General features: G+C 57.4%; 18 protein-coding genes and 3 pseudogenes. 6 read left to right on the top strand and 15 right to left on the bottom strand.

All coding sequences use genetic code 11. From position 1 onward, the window contains the following. Positions 1–62: 62 nt before the first annotated feature. Positions 63–376, top strand: a pseudogene (locus V6582_RS20930) (transposase); the annotation flags it as partial. An 89-nt stretch (positions 377–465) separates the two neighbouring features. On the opposite strand, the pseudogene V6582_RS20925 reads toward V6582_RS20930, so the two are convergent. Further along, positions 466–1,213: pseudogene (locus tag V6582_RS20925) on the bottom strand (IS6 family transposase). Positions 1,214–1,313: 100 nt separating this feature from the next. Between V6582_RS20925 and V6582_RS20920 the strand changes: the two are divergent. Then, positions 1,314–2,403: pseudogene (locus tag V6582_RS20920) on the top strand (IS3 family transposase). A 296-nt stretch (positions 2,404–2,699) separates the two neighbouring features. On the opposite strand, the gene V6582_RS20915 reads toward V6582_RS20920, so the two are convergent. From V6582_RS20915 to traI, 13 genes are all read right to left on the bottom strand, one after another. After that, a complete protein-coding gene (locus tag V6582_RS20915; RefSeq protein ID WP_156634761.1) occupies positions 2,700–3,014 on the bottom strand; it encodes a hypothetical protein in 315 nt (104 codons plus the stop codon). A gap of 171 nt (positions 3,015–3,185) precedes the next feature. Further along, a complete protein-coding gene (trbI, locus tag V6582_RS20910) occupies positions 3,186–4,508 on the bottom strand; it encodes an IncP-type conjugal transfer protein TrbI (RefSeq protein WP_156634760.1) in 1,323 nt (440 codons plus the stop codon). Positions 4,509–4,519: 11 nt separating this feature from the next. Next, on the bottom strand, positions 4,520–4,999 hold the full coding sequence (trbH, locus tag V6582_RS20905; RefSeq protein ID WP_197434518.1) for a conjugal transfer protein TrbH: 480 nt from the start codon (positions 4,997–4,999) through the stop codon (positions 4,520–4,522). After that, complete coding sequence (gene trbG, locus V6582_RS20900) at positions 4,996–5,790, bottom strand: P-type conjugative transfer protein TrbG (RefSeq protein ID WP_234889889.1); 795 nt, start codon at positions 5,788–5,790, stop codon at positions 4,996–4,998. The genes trbH and trbG overlap by 4 nt, the downstream gene beginning before the upstream one ends. Before the next feature lie 76 nt (positions 5,791–5,866). Then, positions 5,867–6,529, bottom strand: coding sequence for a conjugal transfer protein TrbF (locus V6582_RS20895; RefSeq protein ID WP_156634758.1), 663 nt, complete (start codon positions 6,527–6,529; stop codon positions 5,867–5,869). A gap of 17 nt (positions 6,530–6,546) precedes the next feature. After that, positions 6,547–7,737, bottom strand: coding sequence for a P-type conjugative transfer protein TrbL (trbL, locus tag V6582_RS20890; RefSeq protein ID WP_156634757.1), 1,191 nt, complete (start codon positions 7,735–7,737; stop codon positions 6,547–6,549). Then, complete coding sequence (trbK, locus tag V6582_RS20885; RefSeq protein WP_337739411.1) at positions 7,731–7,958, bottom strand: entry exclusion protein TrbK; 228 nt, start codon at positions 7,956–7,958, stop codon at positions 7,731–7,733. Before trbK ends, trbL begins: the two co-directional genes overlap by 7 nt. After that, positions 7,955–8,764: a P-type conjugative transfer protein TrbJ gene (gene trbJ / locus V6582_RS20880; protein WP_156634755.1), complete on the bottom strand. Its 810-nt coding sequence runs from the start codon at positions 8,762–8,764 to the stop codon at positions 7,955–7,957. The genes trbK and trbJ overlap by 4 nt, the downstream gene beginning before the upstream one ends. Next, a complete protein-coding gene (locus V6582_RS20875) occupies positions 8,736–11,033 on the bottom strand; it encodes a conjugal transfer protein TrbE (RefSeq protein ID WP_156634754.1) in 2,298 nt (765 codons plus the stop codon). The genes trbJ and V6582_RS20875 overlap by 29 nt, the downstream gene beginning before the upstream one ends. Before the next feature lie 12 nt (positions 11,034–11,045). Continuing rightward, entirely contained in the window at positions 11,046–11,345 is a 300-nt protein-coding gene (locus tag V6582_RS20870; protein ID WP_156634753.1) for a conjugal transfer protein TrbD, read from the bottom strand. Beyond that, the gene (trbC, locus tag V6582_RS20865) at positions 11,338–11,742 is read right to left on the bottom strand and encodes a conjugal transfer pilin TrbC (RefSeq protein WP_070165908.1); all 405 of its coding nucleotides are present in this window, start codon (positions 11,740–11,742) and stop codon (positions 11,338–11,340) included. The genes V6582_RS20870 and trbC overlap by 8 nt, the downstream gene beginning before the upstream one ends. Then, a complete protein-coding gene (gene trbB / locus V6582_RS20860; protein WP_337739410.1) occupies positions 11,732–12,703 on the bottom strand; it encodes a P-type conjugative transfer ATPase TrbB in 972 nt (323 codons plus the stop codon). Before trbB ends, trbC begins: the two co-directional genes overlap by 11 nt. After that, positions 12,700–13,338, bottom strand: a complete 639-nt coding sequence (traI, locus tag V6582_RS20855; RefSeq protein ID WP_156634752.1) for an acyl-homoserine-lactone synthase TraI — start codon at positions 13,336–13,338, stop codon at positions 12,700–12,702. The genes trbB and traI overlap by 4 nt, the downstream gene beginning before the upstream one ends. 365 nt (positions 13,339–13,703) lie before the next feature. Here traI and repA point away from each other — a divergent pair, with 365 nt between their 5' ends. From repA to V6582_RS20835, 4 genes are all read left to right on the top strand, one after another. Next, on the top strand, positions 13,704–14,912 hold the full coding sequence (gene repA, locus V6582_RS20850) for a plasmid partitioning protein RepA (RefSeq protein WP_174113407.1): 1,209 nt from the start codon (positions 13,704–13,706) through the stop codon (positions 14,910–14,912). A 103-nt stretch (positions 14,913–15,015) separates the two neighbouring features. Then, entirely contained in the window at positions 15,016–16,020 is a 1,005-nt protein-coding gene (gene repB, locus V6582_RS20845; RefSeq protein WP_156634750.1) for a plasmid partitioning protein RepB, read from the top strand. 168 nt (positions 16,021–16,188) lie between these two features. Then, a complete protein-coding gene (gene repC, locus V6582_RS20840; protein ID WP_156634749.1) occupies positions 16,189–17,400 on the top strand; it encodes a plasmid replication protein RepC in 1,212 nt (403 codons plus the stop codon). 1,019 nt (positions 17,401–18,419) lie between these two features. Then, the gene (locus V6582_RS20835) at positions 18,420–19,073 is read left to right on the top strand and encodes a DUF1062 domain-containing protein (RefSeq protein ID WP_234889888.1); all 654 of its coding nucleotides are present in this window, start codon (positions 18,420–18,422) and stop codon (positions 19,071–19,073) included. 330 nt (positions 19,074–19,403) lie between these two features. Here the strand turns inward: V6582_RS20835 and V6582_RS20830 are convergent, their stop codons facing one another. After that, positions 19,404–22,367, bottom strand: a complete 2,964-nt coding sequence (locus V6582_RS20830; RefSeq protein WP_156634919.1) for a Tn3 family transposase — start codon at positions 22,365–22,367, stop codon at positions 19,404–19,406. Between the last annotated feature and the right edge of the window lie 135 nt (positions 22,368–22,502).

Here is a 22,502-nt window from a genome sequence, read left to right as displayed (position 1 = left end):
CCCCGCAAACTACCCGGGTTTAAAAGTAGAATTTTCTCACAACGATTTTGGAGAGGATTTCGATGAAGACCTCACGATTTAGCGACGCTCAGATCATGGCGATCCTTCGGCAAGCCGAGGACGGCGTTCCGGTGGCGCAGCTTTGCCGGGAGCACGGCATGAGCGACGCCAGCTTTTATAAATGGCGGGCGCGGCTGGGCGGCATGGATGCGTCGATGGTTTCGCAGATGAAGAGCATGGAGGACGAGAACCGGCGACTGAAGAAGATGTATGCGGAACTGAGCATGCAAAACGATCTTCTGAAGGAAGCGCTCGGAAAAAAGCGCTGAGGCCATCTCAACGCAAGGAGATGGCCATGCAAGCGGTTCAGGATCACGCCACACGCTGGCTCTGGACATACAACAACGATAGACCCAATATGGCCATCGGCGGCATCACGCCGAGGCAGAAACTGACAATGCCAGCCTAAATTCTACTGGTCGGCCCCGTTAATACGGGGGGATTACCACCTGTCAGGTTGAAAATAGCTGCCTGGCCTTTGCGCAAAGTGCGCATGACCTCAAAACCCTTGATCGTGGCGTAGGCGGTTTTCAGCGTTTGAACCCTCTCACCGGTCTGATCACCTGCTTCAGCTTGCCGTGATCAGCCTCAACCAAGTTGTTCAGATATTGAACCTGCCGATGCACGAGCTCTCCGGGGCATTTGCCTTCAGTCTTCAGTTCTGTAAGCGACGATACCGTCGGCGTCGGCCAGTGTCTTGTCAGTGTTGATGACAGTCGGCTTCTCCCAATCCTTCAGGCAATTTAAGACTTTACCGTGAAAGCGCTTTGCCACTTTGGCATTGCGGGTTGGGGAAAGATAAAAATCGATCGTGTTGCCGAATTTGTCGACAGCCCGGTAGAGATAAGTCCATTGTCTGCGGACCTTTACATAGGTTTCGTCGACACGCCAGCTCGTTGATTGCCGTCTGCGCCAGCGCCAGCGCAGCCGTTTTTGAATCTCCGAAGCGTATTTCTGGACCCAGCGATAGAGTGTGGAGTGATCCACCGCCACGCCCCACTCACCCATCATGTGCTCAATGATCGCGGTAGCTGACACCATAATGACAGTACCAGCATACCTCCCAAAGGATAACCTCACCCTGAAAATGTCGCCACTTGAACCGAAGGTCCGCGTAGCGATGGAGGTGCTCCCCTTCTTTCCATGCTGAAATAATATCCTGTGAATACTTTGTGACGTGCCCCCATAAATTGGGCCATTTTGAACTGGAATTTTCCACTTATGATCCCTTTTGGGAAGAAGAGGAGAATTTGATGAAGGCCTCGAGGTTTACGGAAGCGCAAATCGCGTTTGTGTTGAAGCAGGCGGAAGGTGGAACGCCCATTGGCGAGGTCTGCCGCAAGGCAGGAATTTCCGATGCGACGTTCTACAATTGGCGCAAAAGATACGCCGGCCTGATGCCCTCGGAGATGAAGCGCCTGCGGCAGCTGGAAGAGGAAAATGCCAAACTGAAACGGATCGTCGCCGACCTTTCGCTGGACAAGGCCATGCTCCAGGATGTGCTGTCAAAAAAGCTCTGAGGCCTGACGGCAAGCGTAATCTTGTCGACAGGATCAAGACGTTTCGATCCGACGCGCATGCGCTGTGTTGAAGATCGACCGGTCCCTTTATGTCTACAAGTCCAAGCGCGGCGATCAGGCCGAACTGAAGCTGAAGATCAAGGATATCTGCCAGACGCGGGTGCGCTATGGCTATCGTCGTGTGCATGTCTTGATCAGGCGTGACGGCTGGGTGGTGAATCCGAAGAAAATCTATCGTCTTTACAAGGAGATGGACCTGCAACTGCGCAACAAGGTGCCAAAACGGCGCGTCAAAGCAAAGCTGCGATCGGACCGCACCGCAGCCACCCGTTCGAACGACGACTGGGCCATGGATTTCGTGCATGACCAACTGGCCACAGGTCGCAAGATCAGGGTTCTCACGGTTGTCGATACCTTCTCGCGCTTCTCTCCGGCGGTAGATGCCCGCTTCAGCTATAAAGGGGAGGACGTCGTGCAGACCCTCGAACGCATATGCCGGCAGGTCGGTTACCCGGCCACCATTCGGGTGGACAACGGCAGCGAATTCATCTCTCGTGACCTCGATCTCTGGGCCTATCATAGAGGCGTCGTGCTTGACTTCTCGCGGCCGCGCAAGCCGACGGACAACAGCTACATCGAGAGTTTTAATGGCAAGTTCCGAGCAGAGTGCCTGAACGCCCACTGGTTTATGAGCCTTGACGACGCGAGGGCAAAGATGGAGGATTGGCGTAGAGACTATAACGAGTTCCGGCCACACAGCGCGATCGGCAACAAGGTGCCGATTTCGCTCATGAACGGCTCATCGGCACCTGCGCCAACATGAGCCTTAACCCCGGAAAATTCCAGCTCCCGCTGGCCCAAAATCGGGGTGCACGTCATACCGCGGAAAACTCTACTTATGAACGGTCCAGTTTTGGGGGATCAGAGCACATTTGAAGGGGCGTTTTGATAGTTAGCAAAAAAACTACTGATGATGAATTGCACCCTCATAAGTACCACCATCAACAACACCGACCAAATGGCTGGAAAATAGTGAAGGGCTACACCTCCGAGAGCTGTCCCGCACAAGATTCCCACCTGGCGACAGATAGAGATCCGGATGGAGAGCTTCATGCGCAGCTATTCATCGCCGGCCAATTGGACGATCCCATCTAAAACGCCGGCGTTCATGGCGGTGCCTACCGAAAACAGAACAGCGTAAGCAAACAGCCATGGTGCAGATGGAAAACTAAGCGCACCGACTGCCAAAGCGGCAACACCAAGAAGTCTCAAAGCTTTGTCTTGACGAATAACATAACGACGGTTCTTCCGATCAGTCACCATTCCGGCATAGACAGAGAAAACGAGTGAGGTCGCGCTGCTGGCGAAGAACAATTGATTTGAGGGCAATACCGGTAGCAAGGGCAGTGTCGGATTCGCTGGTTTCGCGGCCACGCGACGGTGTCCAGGTTGGCAGGCAAGGCGACCGAGTTGATGACGGTTCCATTGCGGGAGTGAGCGAAACGATGCGAGAGAGGGTAAATCATGAGTGCGGGTTATACCGAAAAAATCGCAACAAACGGCACGAAGCGTCGTGAATATTAGACGTCCAATAATCTTGCATTATCAGTTTTTATATTCATTCTGGAAGGAAATATCCTGATCTACCAGCACATTGAACTTGTAGCCGGGGCGAATTTCGAGGGTCGGCTGGACATCCATATTGCGCTGGATGGTTCGATCAGCAACCCGACCGAACGTTTCTGCGAAATTCCTACGCGCCGCATCCGAGGCTGTATCCTGTGTTGCCAACGTCGAGCTCTCCGGAATGGCCACGTCGATCCCCGTCCCGATCAGGGCAATCAGCATGGCCGAGCCGAAAGTCTTCAAATAATGGTTGTTCACCTTGTCATTGAAACCGCCATACCCTTGCGCATCGGTCCCCGACATGCCGCCGATCTGCAAAGTCGAACCATTCGGGAAGATGATGTCGGTCCAGACAACCAGCACACGTTTCTGTCCGAATGACACTTTGCTATCGTAACGGCCGAACAGCTTTGTGCCCTGCGGGACCAGCAGACGATGCCCGGTGGCGCTGTCATAGACGTTCTGGCTCACCTGGGCGGTGATCCTGCCCGGGAGATCGGAATTGATGCCGGTGATTAGTGTGGCGGGTATGACCGACCCGCGTTTCAACTCGAAGGGCGATTGCTGAGGCACCACACGGTTCGACAAGTAACCGAGATCTTTGAGATCAGCGTTGAGAAAGTCCTCTTTTGAGTTCTGTCCGTTGGGATCGGCGTTTTGACCACCCAAGCCAGCGCGCAACGCAGCCGCATAGAGATCGGACGGCTGCCCCGCCGTTGCGGACGGCGTTGTGGCAACTGCGGTCGTGTCCGCTGTCGCGCCTTTTGCTACCCCGCGCGCTTTGAACTTGCTGTGATCAATGGCGAGCGGCGCGTCGTATGCGGCATTGTTCGCCTGCAGGCGAGCCATCCGCTGGCGTTGCTGCTCCCGCAGATATTGCTCTTGCTGTTCTCGCTGAAGTCGAGCGCGCCAGACCTCTTCGGGCTCAAGCTCACGGACCCGCTGCTGGTTCTCTCGCCCTTCCGGCTGCGACGCGAAGGGATTGCTGGTCTTCTCTTCGACCCGCTTTGTTTCGACCGGCGTCGGCTTGAAGGTGGTCTGCTGCTGCGGCTCGCCGATAATGCCATCGGCGACGCCGCGCTTGATCTGGTCGGCGTAGGTGGAGGCAGGGTTGCCCGAACTTGTCTCCGGACCGCGGTCCCTACCGAAGTAGAGCCCGCGGGAGGCTAGGCCATAAAAGATGACGGCAAGGAATGCGACCACCAACACGATAATGACGACGATCGGCAGGCGGTTGATCCGCCGCATTCCAGACTGGGATTGGTTGCCCTGTGCGCCGCCGAGATTGAGAGATTGCACCATGGTTGTTCTCCTCACCCGCGCCGCATCAGCGACAAGGCGCTTGCCGGCGTCGCGCCGTTGTCCGTGACTGCGTATGCCCGTCCGAGCTCGATAGTGTTGGTCGAAAGCCGGGCCAGCACCTGACCATCAACAGCCAAGATCACATAGGCGAGCGGGATGACCGCGGTGCCGCTATCGGTCTTCTGATCGGTAACGACGGCGTAGCCCCATCCCTTCAACGTGGCTTCCAGCGCCTGGCCGAAGGGCGAGGCATCCGCTTTAAGGGCGACCGTCGCCTTCCCCGGCCCGATCTGTTCGGCAAGGCGGCTGATCATGTCTCCGGCAATGGCACTTGCCGCCTGGCCGGAAATCTCCGGCGGCGCATTGCTCGTGGCGAGGCCTTCGGCTCCGGTAGACTGGCATCCGGCGAGGAGGATGGTGAGGGCGCAGGCTGCGGCAAATCTTCGGATTGGGTTCAGGAAGCTTTTCGCACGGGCAAAGGTATCCATCATTGCCCTCCCCTTTTGATCGTTACCTTTTCCTGTTTCCACCCGACGCCGGAAACGAGCACTGCGCGGTCGATATGATAGTCGACGACCATCATGTTGCTTTTCAAGCGGTAGTTGACGATGCGGTTCTGTCCGCCTGATGTCACGAATAGGACGGGTGCATCCTGGCCGGAGATCGAGCGTGGGAATTGAATGTAGGTCTTGAGCCCATCGGAATAGACGCGGGTCGGTCGCCAGCCAGCGCTGCCCGAAACAGAATAAGAGAAGTTCAGCTGCTCGGCGGGGACACCCGCACCTGGGACGGTGCTTGCCTCCAACCGCGCGTTGACGTCAGCAAGCTTGGTTGAAACATCCTCTGGATATTCAAAGCCAACACGAGCCATATATTGGGTCGAATGGGACTTCAGCTGGATATGATAGGTGCGCCTCGACGTCGTCACCACCATCGAAGTAACGAGACCGGGCTCCGACGGCTTGACGATCAGATGGATGGCTTGACCTCCAGCGGCTCCCGATGTCGCGGGTTCGACCTTCCAGCGCACGGTATCGCCGACCAACACGTCGCGGACCACCTCCCCGCCCTGAAGCTCAATGTCGCAAACCTGCAGCGGCGAGCAGACGACGGAGGGCTGAACCTCGCCATAGAGGAAGATCACCTTGCCATCAGCGCCCTTGGTGACGAGACCCCGCGACCCACGCCATTGGGTGGAAATCCCCATCCCCTTGGCCTCGTTCGCAGTGACGCCGTCAGCAGCTAAAGCGTGGAGAGGGTTGAGCAAGACCGAAGTTAACATCACTGACCCAAGGGTACTTAAAGTCAGCCTGGCCGAAAAATTCTCAAGTCGGATAATCATGTTCAGGCCATGCCTTTCAAAGCTGTGCTGTCCAGTCGAAATCGCGGAGATAGAGACCAATGGGGTTCAAGCGAATGACACCCTCATCCTGCGGTGGAGTGAGGGTCACGGTGGCGATGCCACGGAATCGGCGGACGGCGGTTTCCTTGCCGCGCCGGTCGCGCTCAAATTCGGTCCAGTCGATCTGGTAACTCTGGTTCGACAGCGCGACGATGTTGTTCACTTCGATAGCCACGGTCGAATTCTTTGCTTTCTCGAAGGGCGAGTTCGAGCGAAACCAGTCATTGACCTTCTCGGTTGCCGGGTCCGAGGTCCTGAGCAGTGCATAGGTCCGGTCGATATATTGCTTCTGCACCACTGCATCGGGCGTTACGCTCCGAAAACTCGAGACGAAACTGCCGAGGGTGGCGCGTACCACCCGCGGATCGGCATATTCGATCTGCTGCGGAAACCCGGCATTGACCGCTGTACCCAGCTTGTCGACCTCGACCACATAGGGGATGAGCTTCACCTGGGTGCTCTGGTAGAGTGCGTAACCAAAACCGATCATCGCCATGGTCATGCCGATGATACCGACGATCCGCCAGGCGGCGGCGGCCTTTACGTAGGATCCATAGCGCTCGTTCCATTCGTTGCGCGCAGCGAGATAGGGATTATCTGGCATGTTTTGTCCGGCCATGGTGGATCGGCCTCCAGTCATTTGGTGTCGTTGATCGGCGGGGGTGGAGGCGGAGCTCCGGGGCGGCTGGCCTGCTGGTCGAGTTTGGCATTGGCAAGGCCGAGCAGCGAACCGGCATAGGCACCGGGTGACCCGACCGCTTTGTCTTTTGCGGCCGAACCGACAGCACCTGCCGCGCCACCGATGCCGGCCTCCATGCCGCGCATCGCGGCACTGCCAAGGGACGCTCCCCCTGCCCTTGCCGCACTTGCAGCCTGAAACCCTCTGCTGGCTGCTGCGGTAGCCAAAAAGCCGGCGCCCGCCGCAACAGATGCGGCCTGTCCGCCGTGGCGGATCGACTCCATGCCACTGGTTACGGAGGCGCCCTGAACGACACCCTGCAGGATTGGCGGCACATACATGGCGATGACGAAGACCACGACCGATATGCCGGCGATCGCGAGCGTCGTGATGAACTGCTCCGAGGTTGCGGTTGGTGCCTCCGCCAGGCCCAGCAGGATGTCGGAGCCGATCTTGGCGATCATCACCAGCGCCATCAGCTTCATGCCGACAGAAAAGGCGTAGACCAAGTATTTGATGGCGAAGTCCTTGGTATAGGACGTTCCGCCCAATCCGAGCATGATCATGCCGGCAAGCAAGCCGACATACATCTCGACCATGACCGAGACGAAGATGGCAGCAACAAGCGAGAAGCAGACGACGACCACGACCATGGCGAAGACGGCGGCTATCGCCAGGGCATTATCCTCGAAGAGGCCAAATTTCGCCTGTTCCGACATCTTGGTCGCAACGCGAATGCCGGCGTCAAAAATGTTGGCCGGCGACGCAGACCCACCGCCAGCACCAATTTGGTAGAGGCTGTCGACGACAGCCTTGGCGAAGGCCGGCCCCCGGTCGAGGATGAAGGCGAATAATCCGATGAACATGATGCGCTTCACCAGCTCGGCAAACCAGCTATCAAGCGAGGCAGCGCTAATCGCCAGCCACACGGCGGCGATGCCGATCTCGATCCCCGCCAGGATCCAGAACAATGACCGGGCCGCATTCATGACCGTCGTCTCCCAGCCTTTGGCTGCAGTAACAACGGAATTCTCCAGGGTGGTCAGCACCTGACCCTGTTGTGCAAAGGCCGGCGCGCTCGCAAACAACACAAGGCCGATCGCGACCAGGGCGAGTTCGAGGCGGAGGGGACGTGCAACGATCACCATCTCGGTTTCATTTCCTGGCCACCGCGAATGTCGCGATCGGTATCGCCACCGAAGAATTTTTCTCGATGTTCACGTCGGGCCGCATCGGATGTGGTTGCTTGCGAAGCTTCTCCCGTTCCAGACACTGACGCCGGATGGGGCTGCACGATCCACCGGGCGACGCCTACACCCGATGCGACGATCCCCACGACAACAAGGATGATAACAAGACGCGGGCTCACCAGCGAGGCTCCATCGTCTGCCCACTGCGGATGTCATGCTCGCTTCCGCTGAAGAACTGTTCACGGCGCGCCTGGGCCAAATCCTTTTGCGCCTGTTCCGACTGGAACCATGTGCCCATCATCGTCATCTGCTGGGAAACCAGGCCACGCAGCTTTTGCATTTGCGCGACCTGCTGGGCGGCGATCTGGTGTCCGACCTGCAGCGCCTTCATCTGGCCGTCGGCCGTCTCCGACATTGATCGCAGCGACGACATCGTGCTCTCCTCGCTCGAGAACTGGTCCGCTGTAAGGTTCGCGGCCTTCAAGGTGCCGCCGATCGTATCGCGATTGGTGTCGGACCAGTTCTGATAGGTCGACGAGAAGCTTGCACCATCCGGTAGATTGCTCTTCATCTCGGAAAAACTCTGGAAGCGCTGTTTCAGGACATCGTCGATATTGCCCATCGAGAAGGCGACGCCCTGCCCTTGGGCCACGACGTTTTGCAAGTTTTTCAGGTCGTTCTCGACCTGGCCCCAGACATGGTTTGGCAATTGCGCCGTGTTTTGAAGCATGTTGTTGTAGATGTTGATCTGGTTCTGGATTTGCTCGGCAAGCTGCGAGATCTGGGTAATCTGGTTGTTGACCTGCTCGGCCGACTTGCCGACAAGTGAGATCAGTTCGGTATTGTTGGCGAGCTGTGTCCATTCGGTTGCCTGTCCCGTCACGCCGCCGGCCTCAGCTGGAAGCGGCAACGCCATCGTAAGCGCAGCCACAACGACGGCGACCACGTTTGCAGTCTCAAGAGGTCGGAAAGAGTGTTTCGGCATGTGCGATCCCCCTTTGCTGGAGCCAGTGGAGAGGCCAGGAGGCCCCCTGTTCGGAATGCAGGGTGCGAATTTGCTTCAGGTCTTCCTTACCCGTCGCTCCGTTCGGTAGGCAGATCTTTGTCGGGCAGCTCTCCTTCAAGACATCGATGATCCCGGATCGCTCGGCATCCGAAATCGACTGGGTGGCAAGTACGACGGCGCAATTGGCTTTGCGCAACACCTTCAGCCATTCGCGGATCTTGTCGCGAAACACCGGATGGCCGAGCATCAGCCAGGCCTCGTCGAGGATGATGAGACTGGGCGCGCCGGTTAGGCGTTTCTCGATGCGCCGAAACAGGTAGGTGAGAACTGGGACGAGATTGCGCTCGCCCATGTTCATCAGTTCCTCGATCTCGAAGCACTGGAAAGCGCCAAGCGCCAAGCCGTCCTCTTCGGCATCGAGCAACTGACCCATCGGACCGTCGACGGTGTAGTGGTGCAGCGCGTCCTTGATTTCGCGCATCTGGACGCCGGAGACAAAGTCCGACAGCGAGCGGCCGCGCGCCTCCGCCATCAGTGCGATCTGTCGGGAGATGGCGTTGCGATAATCCGGGGTGATGGTCACACCTTGCAGCGCCACCAGCATCTCGATCCATTCGGCCGCCCAGGCACGGTCGCCCTCGGTCGAGAGTTCGGCGAGCGGGCAAAAGGCAAGCGCCTTCACCTCACCACTAGCCGACGGGCCGATATCGCCGCCGACCTGGTAGTGATCGCCGTTGAGACCGAGGGTCAGCGGCAGCATCGAGCCGCCCTTATCGAAGGCAAACACCTGGGCATCGGCATATCGGCGGAACTGTGCGGCGATCAGCGCCAGCAGCGTCGATTTGCCGGAACCGGTCGGGCCGAAGATCAGCGTGTGTCCGACATCATCGACGTGCAGGTTTAGTCGGAACGGCGTCGAGCCGGATGCTACCTGCATCAAGGGCGGCGAGGCCGGCGGATAGAACGGGCAAGGCGCGTTAGGACTGCCCGACCAGACGGAATTCAGCGGAATGAGATCGGCGAGATTGCGGGTGTTGATCAGCGGCTCGCGGATATTGGCGTAAGAAACCCCGGGCAGGCTGCCGAGGAAAGCGTCCGTGGCGTTCAACGTCTCGATGCGTGCGCCAAAACCTTCGGCCTGGATCAGGCGGCGGATGGCTTCGCACTTCTCCTGAAGGCGGGCCTGATCCTCCTCGAACAGAACGATGACCGGCGTGTAATAGCCGTAGGCAACCAGCTGTGATGAGGCTTCGGCGATCGCGTCCTCGGTTTCCGCCACCATCAGCATGGCGTCCTGATCGACCGAGCGGGATTGCGTCTGAAACAATTGGTCGAAGAACGGTCGCACCTTCTGCTGCCACTTCTTGCGGGTGCGCTCAAGCCGCGCCCTCGCGTCCTCCGCGTCGAGAAAGATGAAGCGAGACGACCAGCGATAGGTGAGCGGCATCAGGTCCAGCGTGTTGAGAATGCCCGGCCAACTTTCGGCTGGCAGACCGTCGATCGCGACCACGCCGAGAACGCGGTTCTCGACCATTGGTGTCAGACCATGCTGCAACTCGGCCGTCACCAGCCAGTCGAGGTACATGGGAATATCCGGCAGGCGCACCGGGTGGTTTTCGCCGGTGACGCAGAAACGAATGAACTGAAAGAGTTCGTCGTATAGCGCGACGCGGAATCCGCCCCGCTCTGGCGTCTCTCGCGTCATCATGCGACGGATCGACACGACGTTGGCGAGATACTGCTCGACTTCACGGATCGAGGTCAGAAAGCTCTGCAACATCGTGTCGGCATAGGTCGCAGAACGGCTGGCCGCATCTGAATAGACATACCGCGTCAGGCCGGAGCGCCGCGGCTCCGGCGGCCGCCAGGTCAGGATCAAAGCATGGCGGCTCTCGAAATGCCCCCTCTCCTTCTGGAAATGCGCCCGCCGCTCATCGTCGATGGCGCGCGTGACCGGATCGGGAAAGTGGGATTGAGCCTCGGTCGGATAATCGCCGGTCGGCACCCGGATGGCCTCGACCTGGATCATCCATCCCGAGCCGAGCCGCGACAGGATGGCGTTGATCTGTCGCGACACCTCGTTACGCTCAGCGTCGGTAGAGCTTTCGCTATCCGGCCCGGCGAAATACCAGCCGGCCATCAGCGAGCCGTCTTTCAGCAGGATGACACCGTTATCGACGAGACCAGCGTAGGGTGCCAGATCGGCAAACGACGGTCCGGAATGACGAAACGATTTGAGGGCGACCATCGAAAGCCCCCTTCAAAACTTGCGCCACGGCGACGACGTCGCGCGGTAAAAGGTCTTGTAGGAAATATGGCGGAGGTAGACCTGCCGCATAAGCGGGTCGGCTTTGGCCATCATGCGAAGTGCCGCAACAGCCACCAGCCAAATCGCGATGCCGAACAGAGCCGCGTACCAGGTCAGCACGACGAAAATTAGGATGACCGCCGCAAGCGCGGTCAGCAACACCAGTTCGCGGTCGGCGCCCATCAAGAGGTTCGGGCGCGATAACGCCCGGTGTACCCGCGAGCGTGCGAGAGAGGAACCAGCCTCAGCCATGGGCCCCCTCCCCCACAGTGGCCGCCGTCATCGAGGGCTCGGTCATGCTGCGCCCAGCCTGCGAATGAGCCTCGCCGATCGAGGCACCGGTCGCGCCGAAGAGAGCGACAATCTGGGTAGCTCCGAGAAGTACCCCGCCAACGAGGGCGACGTAGCAAAGCCGCCTCGCGAAATCATTCAATTCGCCGCCGAAGATCAGCATCGCACCGGCAATGGCGACCGCCGCCAACGCGATAAAACCGGCGACGGGTCCAGTGATCGATTGCTGGATTTGCTCCAGCGGCGATTCCCACGGCAGACTACCGCCGCCCGAAGAGGCGAGTGCGAAGTCGGCATAGCCGACAGAAACGGCGGCAAGCGCTGCGCCAACGAGAAGAATGGAGATTTTACGCGACATGGCTGTCCTCATCGATCTGGGCATAATGCTCGGTCTGGTAGCGGCCGTTGCGGTATCCCTCGATGTGGATGACCTCACGGACCCGCCTCCCCTTCCCCGTTCGCTCAATGGAAACGACGAGATCGACGGCCTCACCGATCACCTCCTGCATTGGCTGCTGGCTGGCTTCCGCCGTCAGTTGCTCCAGTCGGCGTAGAGCTGACATCGCCGTGTTGGAATGGATCGTGGTGACGCCGCCGGGGTGGCCGGTGTTCCAAGCTTTCAGCAGCGTCAGGGCTGCACCGTCGCGGACCTCGCCGACAATGATGCGGTCGGGTCGCAGGCGCATCGTGCTTTTCAGTAGGCGGGCCATGTCGATGGTATCGCTGGTATGTAGCGACACGGCGTTCTCGGCCGCACATTGGATCTCAGCGGTGTCTTCGAGGATCACCATCCGATCCTCCGGGGCAGCAGCCACGACCTCGGCTATGATTGCATTGGCGAGAGTGGTCTTCCCCGATCCCGTGCCCCCTGAAATGACGATGTTCATCCGTGCGTCGATCGCGCTACGGATGGCGGACGCCTGGGCCTCGGTCATCACCTTCGACTTCACGTAGTCGGTGAGCGGGATGAGGCGCGAAGCGCGCCGGCGGATGGTGAATGCCGGACTTGATACGATCGGAGGCAACAGGCCCTCGAAGCGGTGTCCGCCGATTGGCAGTTCGCCAGAGATGATTGGTCGCTCGTTGTCGGCCTCCGACTGGAGCGCGTGGGCGACGCTGCCAATGACGACTTCGGCGGCGGTAGAGCTCATCGCGCCGGCAGCTGCCACGCCATGCCCCAGCCGTTCGATAAACAGCCGGCCATCGGGATTGAGCATGATTTCGACCACCGTCGCGTCTTCAAGCGCAACGCAGAGCTGGTCGCCCAGGGCGTCCTGCAGTTTGCGGACCAATCGTGGATGGGAACGAAGTTGGGTCACGCAGCGCTCCTAACCTGATGACCGCGATATCCGGCTATGATCGACCGATAGTCCGGTGGGCGGACCCGCTCAAAGCTTTCCCGATCGGCTGGAAGTGTCCCAGCCACTGCCACGGTGTTGCCGATCGCCACGGGATCGCCAAGCCGCTTCATTGGCCATCCGGCTCGGTTCAAGATGCGCTCAAAACGGAGGTCGGTTGCTGTGACGATCTCGTCATAGCCGTTTTCCATCGACCATTCGATGATGCCTGCAAACATGGTAAGTGTCGCGAAATGCAGTTGCCCCCCTCCCCTGCCCGCAGGCAAGGATGTGTCGACGCAAAAGCGGGAGCTTTCGATCATTCGGTCAGATGCGTTGAGGGAACCGGTTGCCAGCAACTGCGGAAACGTTCGCTCAAGCATGGTCGGTCCTATTGCCGGAAGGAGACGAGCGCAGCCGACGACCCTCTCATCATCGGTGATCGCAAGTATGTAGGTCGGGTCGAAATCGTCGTACTCGTCTCGTTCTCCTGCCTCAGTAATCGTGACTTCCCACTCAAGACGTTCGCGGAAGACTGCCGCGCGCAAGCAGTGCATCTGTTTTAGGAGATTTGAACGATCGACGTATCGATCCGGGGAAGCGGTCAGAATCAGCATTTCTATCTCCGCATGATGTGGACATGCGGCAGACAAACCATCTCTGGCGATTGATGGCTATCTGCAGATCTGCAGATCTGCAGAGAGCTGAGTCGGCTTGTAACTGCGCCTTCGGTTGTTCAGACCCGGCAAAGCCACAGGATTTTGTCTGCAGATCTGCAGAACCCAGGGAATAGATATTACGTTAAGAATCAGCTTAACGTGCGGATACATATCGAGAATTCAACCTCCCGCCAAAATTTCAGGAAATTGTGTTAACTTCTTGTTAACTCTAATTCTCTTGCAGCATCGCTAGAATCGTGCGTTATCATGAGACGGCATAAGCGCGTCTGACGCTTGCAAACCGTCTTGAACCTGAGGTTAAAGTGAACGTGATCGACAGGCACATCAGTAGAGCAGCAACGTCTGCACATATCACGCAGCGCGCTGAAGCGCTGTCTGCGCGACTCCGTGCGGTCGGTGAGCGCGCCTTTCCGCCAACAGCGCAAAAGTCGCTTCGCTCATTCACGTCTGGCGAAGTTGCCGAGATAGTTGGCGTGTCTGATGGGTACCTGCGCCAACTGTCGCTGGATGGCCTTGGCCCCGCGCCGGATATTGGCGCGGGAGGACGGCGCTCCTATACCTTGGAGCAGATCAACGAGTTGCGGCGATACCTCGCTGAGGCGCGTCCGAAAGAGGCTGGGCGATTTTGGCCACGTCGTCGTGAAGGTGACAAACTTCAGATCATAACCGTCGCAAATTTCAAGGGAGGGTCGGCCAAAACGACCACCTCACTTTATCTCGCACAGGGTTTGGCGCTACAGGGTTACAGGGTTCTCGCAATCGATCTCGATCCTCAGGCTTCGCTTTCGGCGATGTTCGGGTATCAGCCCGAGTTTGACGTTGCCGAGAATGCCACCATCTATGGCGCAATCAGATACGACGACCAGCGCGTGCCGATGAAAGATGTGATCCGTTCGACATACTTTACGGGCATCAGCATTGTCCCTGGCAATCTCGAATTGATGGAGTTCGAGCATCAGACGCCTCGCTTCATGCTTCAGAACCGAGGTCGGCCGGAAGATCTGTTCTTCAGGCGTGTCGCGAGCGCCATCAATCAGGTTGAAGATGAATACGATATCGTCGTCATCGACTGCCCTCCTCAGCTTGGCTTTCTAACCATGGGGGCTCTCAATGCCGCCACGGGTATGATTGTTACCGTCCACCCACAGATGGTGGACGTCGCGTCTATGAGCCAGTTCCTTCTCATGACGTCCGATCTTGTCTCCGTCATCGAGGAGGCGGGCGGTAAGCTTGATTATGATTTCCTAAGGTTCCTTGTTACTCGCCATGATCCGCGCGACGTCCCTGAACAGGAAATCGTCGGTCTGCTTCGCGACGTATTCGGAACTGATGTCATGGCTGCAGCAGCCTGGAAGTCGACTGCGATCGCCAATGCCGGTTTGACCAAACAATCGCTCTATGAGCTTTCGCGTGGTGCTGTAGGTCGGTCGACTTACGATCGCGCCATGGAATCGATCAATGCCGTCAACCATGAAGCTGTCGGCTTAATCAATGACGTATGGGGCAGATGATCATGCTTCACGATCAAAGAAATCAATCGTTTAGCTTGTTGTCAGCTGACGACACAATGTCATTGCCTCTACGAGGGCTAGGTTTTTATCGGGGAGACCAAAGATGAGCAAACGAACTCAATCCGTTCGCAATCTCTTTGCCGCTGGGCCTGATGTGGTGCCCACGGCGGAGACCCGTCAACCGATGCAGCGTGTAGCGTCAGGCGCGGTGCGATCCTTGAAAGATACGTTCTCGGAAGTTGAGAGAGATTACGAGGAACTCAAGCAGCGGGTTGCGGACGGCGCTTTGCCGATTGAACTCGATCCCTCACTGATTGATCCCTCCCCTTTCGCTGATCGTTTCGCAGATCAGGATCCTTCCGCTGTCGAAGCACTCAAGACTTCTTTCCTGGAGAACGGCCAGGAAATACCTGTCCTCGTTCGCAACCATCCGACCGAGCCCGGCCGCTATCAGATTGCCTACGGCCATCGCCGTGTGCGCGCTGCCAGTGAACTCGGCATCAACGTCAAAGCTTACGTCCGCGAGCTGGGGGACGACCGGCTCATTCTTGCACAGGGCATCGAAAACTCCGCGCGCGAAGACCTTACCTTTATTGAGCGCTCGATGTTCGCTCTCAAACTCGAAGACGGTGGCTTCGATCGGACACTCATTCAGACTGCTCTCTCAGTTGATCGTCAAGAGGCCTCGAAGCTCATCAACGTAGGCCGCGCGGTTCCCACATGGCTAAGTGAAGCGATAGGAAGAGCTCCGAAAATTGGTCGGCCTCGGTGGCAAGAGCTTGCCGACGTGCTGAAGAGCGAAGGCGCGGAAACCAAAGCGCGCAAAGCAATGAGGGACGGTTCTTTCGACCACAAGACGTCCGATGATCGCTTTATCGCAGTGCTTCGTGCCGTTAAGGCAATCGATAAGCCGATCTCTGTGAAACCCCAAGCCGTTGTCGCAAAGTCTGCAGATGGATCCGAGATCGCGACACTTGCTGTCTCAGGGAAGGTTTGCAAGATCCAAATTGATAGAGATCGAGACGAGGCATTTGCCAAGTTCGTGATGGATCGTATTCCCGATCTTTACGAGAGCTTCCGGCAGAGCGCGTCCGGATCCGAAAGTTAGAGAAGGAAGAAACCGCAAAAGAAAAAGGCCCCCAAACGTTGCCGTCGTGGAAGCCTCTCTCATTGGTCTAAGCAGCCCGAGAATCGCATTTCCATGAATCCCAGTCAAGAGTCTTTGGCACCGTTTTGGTGAGCGGATTTCTTTTGCCGATCGAAAGGTGAAAGAAAAATGCAAAATGGAAGTGTGACGACGCCCTTCGGGCGGCGACCGATGACGCTTGCGTTGGTCAAGGCCCAATTCAAAGCATCCGAGATTCGAGAGGGAAAGTCTGCGGATAAGTGGAAAGTGTATCGTGACGTTTGTGACGCGCGAACGCTTCTTGGCTTGCGCGATCGAGCGCTTGCCGTACTCAACGCCCTCCTGTCATTTTATCCCGAGACGAAACTCAGCCACGATGAAAACCTCGTGGTCTTTCCGTCCAATGCCCAGTTGATCGCTCGAGCAAACGGTATCGCTGGGACGACCCTGAGAGAGAACCTGGCAGTGCTCGTAGATGCAGGGTTGATCAATCGCAACGACAGCCCCAATGGCAAGCGCTACGTGAGGCGTGCCAAGGACGGTGCTGTCGAGACAGCTTATGGGTTCAGTCTTGGCCCCTTGCTTGCAAGGTCGGAAGAATTCGCCCTCATGGCGCAACAGGTTGCCGAAGACGCCCGACGCCTGAAGGTTGTCAAAGAACGCACGACTATCGCCCGCAGGGACGTTCGAAAACTCATCACTGCTGCGGTTGAAGACGGCGCGGCTGGGGACTGGGCGATGATCGAGGCCGCCTATATCGCAGCAGTAGCAAGGCTGCGGACAGCCAAATCGAAAACGGACTTCGAAGCAATCCTGGACGAATTGTCGCTTTTGCGGGAAGGCATTCTCAATATACTGGAATGTCAGGTTTTTTCCGAGAAATCCGGCACCAATGATAGCGATATCCGCCAGCACATACAGAATTCAAATACCGAATCTATAACTGAACTTGAACCTAGCTCCGAAAAAGACCAGGGCGAAAAGACGGAGGAAAACCTTGAGCGTCGTATCGAGACACTCAAGGTTTTCCCAATTGGATTGGTCATGCGTGCGTGCCCTGAAATTGCGGCCTATGCACCTGGTGGCGAGGTGCGAGGGTGGCGAGACCTGATGTCTGCCGCAATTGTTGTCCGGTCCACTTTAGGTGTAAGCGCGTCCGCCTATCAGGATGCCTGCGAGGTTATGGGCGCCGAGAATGCGGCCGTCGCGATTGCTGCGATACTTGAGCGGGCAGGGCACATCAATTCGGCTGGTGGATATCTCCGCGACCTCACGTCCAGAACGCGGCGCGGTGAATTCTCTCTGGGGCCAATGCTGATGGCGCTTCTCAAAGTCAATTCAGTCGGGGCAATGCGGGCATGAAATAAGCAGAACAACTGCGGATGTGTGACTTTTCGGCAGATTCGCGTGCTGTCGTCAGCTGACAACATACTAAGGCATTGATTTTGCAACACTTGGAAAAACAAGCTGAAGGGGATCGTCGAGACCGGGTGACGTGGTTTAAGATGGTCAAGACGCGTCAGGGTTCGATGAGCGGAGTTTCTGAGCGGATCGAACTTTCCGAGAATGCGAGGATAGTGCCGGTGGCCTCGCTCGGTCAGTCTAAGGGCAGAATATCCGAGTTATGACCGACCAGCGTGAAGCGGACTGCCGGCAAGAAAAAACTCACCTCCGCCATTGCACTGGGCAATGCCGCCACGCTTTGCCAGCTGAGACGTAATGGGGTAGCTTCTGGCCGAGCCGTGTTCCACGGATCGCCCTGGCTACACTGACCATCACGTCCCGGCAGTGATGGTCGCCGAGCAACATTGTCTGAACTGGTCGCGCCCGCGATACGTCTGCGGCGATTTTGACTATCGATTTTACCAGTCGGCTCATCCCTCGATGAGCTATCCGGGTTTTCTGTCCGGCGCCAGCCTGCATGGACTGACGGAGGCTGCGCGGCAGCTTGGACTCGGACGCTCCACCGTCTATCGGGAAATTCATCGGCTGTGTATCCAACGAGCCTGCTTTCGTTGCAAAGTCACATAAAAGCCGCAACGCCGCAGGTTTTAGCTTAAGGATGCGACAAAGGACTCCAATTCGGATAGATCATTTGTTATCGCTGTTGTTGAAGAGCATTGGCGCATCGAGGTAGACTTTGCCTAAGTAAATACCGGTCTCAATCCAGTTTCACCCGTACTGCCGGATAGCAACATGCTGTCGGCGTATGATCATGTTCATCGGGTGGTGGCAAGAGACCGGTTTGGCATTGTTACAATGTGCCATGTGCAGCTCCGCTGTCTCAGCTCTTCAGCCGCCCAAAACATCGCCACGCCGTGCCCGCAAGGGTTTTCTCATGCACCATCTTGGTGGACTTCCGAACGGAAGACCAAGACGATATGTGCAATACACTTCGGGTCCGATGGACCATTATTCCCCAGACTGCTCCCCAGCCTTGGATTGTGTGCAGCGGATGTGGGGGCCTCAGAGCCTCCCAATCCAGCGGCAAAATCCGGCTCAACGCCAATGGTCGCAAGCTTGATGCGTGGCTTATCTACAAGTGTGTGACCTGCGAAAAGACATGGAACCGGCCAATCTTTGAGCGACAGAATGTCCGCGACATCGATCCTGTCGTCCTTGAAGCGCTACAGTCCAACGATCCACAGTGGATACGGACGGAAACGTTCAACCTCGAAGCTTTGAGGCGCAAGTCGCAGCGCGTCGATGAGTTTGCGGATTTTCGCATCGAAAAAGCGATTCTGCATGAAACTGACAATTGGACGAAATTGCAGATAGAACTGGTGGTTCCATTTCCAACGAGCACACGCCTTGACCGTCTGCTGGCGTCAGAGTTGAGCGTTTCGAAGATGCCAAGCATAAGCCCTATCAGGGATGGAGACACGAGCAGTTCAAAATCCTGCGCCAAGACGCGCCAGATAGTGAACCGCGCCGCGAACTCTCATAAAGCTCTGTGGGCGGATAGCAAACTTCCGAATGGTGGCAACGGAGATGTCGTTGCCACCAACGTGCTTTTTGCTTTCGCTTCGGGGTGAAGGTCGTGCCTTGACGCCCTGCTTGCACGTTAAGCCGGTCGGCGTTTTGGTCGATCAGCAAACACAATCAAACTGTGTGACGCGCCCTTAACCGCCGGACGTGACCCATGATCTTTCAATTTTACCATCCGAATCGAGCCCAATAGTCCATCGGAAAAGACGCTTTTCATGCTCGACGTGGTAGGTGTCATCTCCGTTATCTTGGACCCCAATAAATCTAATAGACTTTATCGCACCCTCCTTTCCAATAAAGGGCTGCAAGCCACTTAGTTGAGGGCATCGCGTTGGTTTCCCGCTGAACAACGGTTGGCGTGAACAGGGACAGAACACTCAGGCTGCCCGCGCTCCGTCAGAGATGACAAGTGTTTTCCGGGACCTGCTTTTGGCGGCCTGCTCCCAGAGGAAGTCGCCGGAGAATGCGATATGCTCCCATCCGACGGGTGAGGTATGTGCCATCATCGCGTCATCCACGATCTTACCGGTCGAACGTATATGCGCAAGGGCGTCGGCCATATAGGTCGAATTCCAGTACACGATCGCGGCGATGACGAGGTTAAGGCCGGACGCGCGGTACTGTTGGGCCTCATGGCTGCGATCGATGATACGGCCCTGCCTGAACGTGCAGATAGCCTGCGTAAGGACATGACGCTGCTCACTTTTATTCAGGCCAGCCTGGCAACGCTGGCGCAGTGCCGGATTCTCCAGCCAATCCAGCATGAACAGGGTTCGCTCGACCTTGCCGATTTCCTGAAGGGCGACATCGAGTTGGTTCTGACGCTCGTACGCAGCAAGTTTTCGCAGCATGGCCGAAGGTGCGACGTGACCCGATTTCAGAGAGGCAACGAGCCGCAGGACATCATCCCAATGCTCTCGGATGATGTCCGCGCGGACCCTCTTTCCGAGAAGGGGCGCTAGGTGCGGATAGCTGCCGGTCGGCTCGATCGGAATGAGACGTCGATCCGGGAAATCGCGCAGCCGCGGGCAAAACCGGAAGCCCAGAGCAGTGCAGAGAGCGAAGACGTGATCGGTGGCTCCGCCAGTGTCGGTGTAGTGCTCCGAGATATTGAGACTCGTGCCATGATGCAGCAAACCGTCGAGGACATAGGGCGCTTCATGCGTAGCGGCCGAGATGACCTTCACGTGGTAAGGGCCATGCTGATCCGATACATGGGTATAAAAGCCGAACCCCGGATCGACGCCGTATCGGGCATTCACATCACCGCCGGTTTTTGCACGCTTTCCACCCCGGAAGAATTGACCGTCTGAGCTTGAAGTCGTGCCATCGCCCCAGACCGACGCGATCGGCAGCTGGTGGTGCGCATCGATGATCGTTGATAAGGCGGCGGTATAAGTATCGTCCCGAATGTAGGCGTCCTTGGTCCATATCAACTGATCTCGGGTGATGCCTTCGCTGGCGCGGGCCATGCGGGAGAGGCCGAGATTGGTGGCATCGGCGAGGATTGCGGCCAGCATTGCACTGTCGTTCGGGCATGTCTGTCCCGTCCTCAGGTTCGTAAACGCTCCAAGGAAGCCGGTCTGACCGGCGACCTCGTGCAGCAACTCGGTGATCCGTATGCGCGGCATCATACCTTCGATTTGGCTGACCAGAGTTTCCGCACTCGCGGGCACCACTGATTTCAAAGGAGTGATGCTCAGGCGGCTTCCATCGAAGTTGACGCCTTCAACCTGATTTTTCTGGAGACGTTTTGAGAACCGCTTCAGCCGCCAGTCCAGTTCCCGGCCCCGCTGCTCCAGCCAATCGTCAGCAGATGCGGGCAGCCCTAAATCTTTGACGACTGGCGCCGCCATTTGCGGAGGCAGGAGATAGCTGTCGAAGCGGCGATATGACGATGAGCGCTCTACCCAGACGTCGCCCGACCGCAGCTTATTGCGCAGATGCGCGAGTGTCGCGACCTCGTAGAGCTTACGATTGATCTTGCCGTCCGCGCCGACCACGATCTTCTGCCAATCCTTTTTGAACGGCATAGGCGCGTCGGCAGGTAATTCGCGTTTTCCCGTTCGATGAGCCTCTCTAAGCACCCTGACAGCGGAAACGGTCCGCGCGCTGCCTCTTCCGGCCTTGAACTCAAGCGCCTCGATCAGGGCCGGCGCAAATTTTCGCAATGTCGCGTATCGGTTAGCGGCAACAATCAGCGGATCCTGATCCGCAGTGTCCGCTATTTCTGCCACCTCTTGGCGCGCTCGCAACAGGTTTGCCCAGCCGACCGATGCATTGATGGTGTCGATCGGATCGCTGTCAGTCTCGATGGCATCCGCCAACGCGTCAATTGTGCCTCGAAACAGGCGCATCAATCGCGACACATCCTTGGCTGTCGCCTCGTATCTTCGGGCCTTGGCGTTCTTGGCGCGGGTGAACATAGAACCGATCAGCTTGTCCGCCATATCGATTGCGGCATCTGTCAAGCGCTCTTCGGCGTCGATCAGGAATGCTACCAATGTCGCTCGTCGTCGTGAAAGGGTGTAGCGCTCGATCATATAGGACGGCGACATACGCCCTTCACGGACAAATTGGCGATACCGGTCGGGATGCAGGGCCATACTGTTGGCTGCCGGAATGCCGATCGCCCGGACAAAGGACAAACGTTCCAGAATATCGCGAACGTTGTCGGCCTTCGCAGCAACGGGCATGGCCTTCAGCCACGCCAGAGACGACAGGCCAGTCTTCGAACCAATCTGAACGAGGCTATCGAGCATGCCGAGCTGATGGGAACTTAAGCCCCTGATAAGCTCCTGGCTGGCATGTTTACGAGCTCGCGCCCTTCCGGCAATTCCTGCTCTCTCGATTGTCGAAATGGTGGGAAGCACGATGCCCGCCTGCCGCAATGTCGTGACAATGTGAATCGCGATCGGCATTCCCTTATCTGTCGCCGTCGCGGCGACCGCTCCCGCTTCGATCATCGTAGGGATATCACCGCGTTCGGCCGCCCGCATGCCCATCATCTGCGCTATTTCACGCGCATGGTCCGTCATCGTCTGGCTTCGAAGAAGGCCATAGCTGGCTAGATCGTCAGGTCGAACGTCGATCTGCTCTGCCACGAAGGAAACCATTGAAGCCGGGATCGTGCCGAGGATTCGAGCCAAAGGCACACCTGGATGACGAAGGGTACAAAGCTGTAAGGCGAAGCCAAGCTTATTGTGATCCTCGCGCCGATACCGGATCAGGTCGAGATCATCTGGCTCAAAGGTGTAGAGGCGAGCCAGGCCGTCTCGGTTTTCAGGAATGGATAAGAGCTGTCGCCGTTCATGCTCGGTCAGAAGTTCATGTTTGCGCATCTCTACCCCTAAATCGTCCACAAAAGGCCCTGATAATCTATGGACAGCAGGGAATAAAGAGACGTATTCTATGGACGATTTTTCAGTGTCGGAATGAGGATGACTGCCACCGTCCACAGAACGGCCGTTTCGGAG

This window comes from Agrobacterium vitis, assembly GCF_037039395.1.
In the GTDB taxonomy this organism is placed as follows: domain Bacteria; phylum Pseudomonadota; class Alphaproteobacteria; order Rhizobiales; family Rhizobiaceae; genus Allorhizobium; species Allorhizobium vitis_E.
This window is presented reverse-complemented; position numbering and strand designations above follow the sequence as displayed.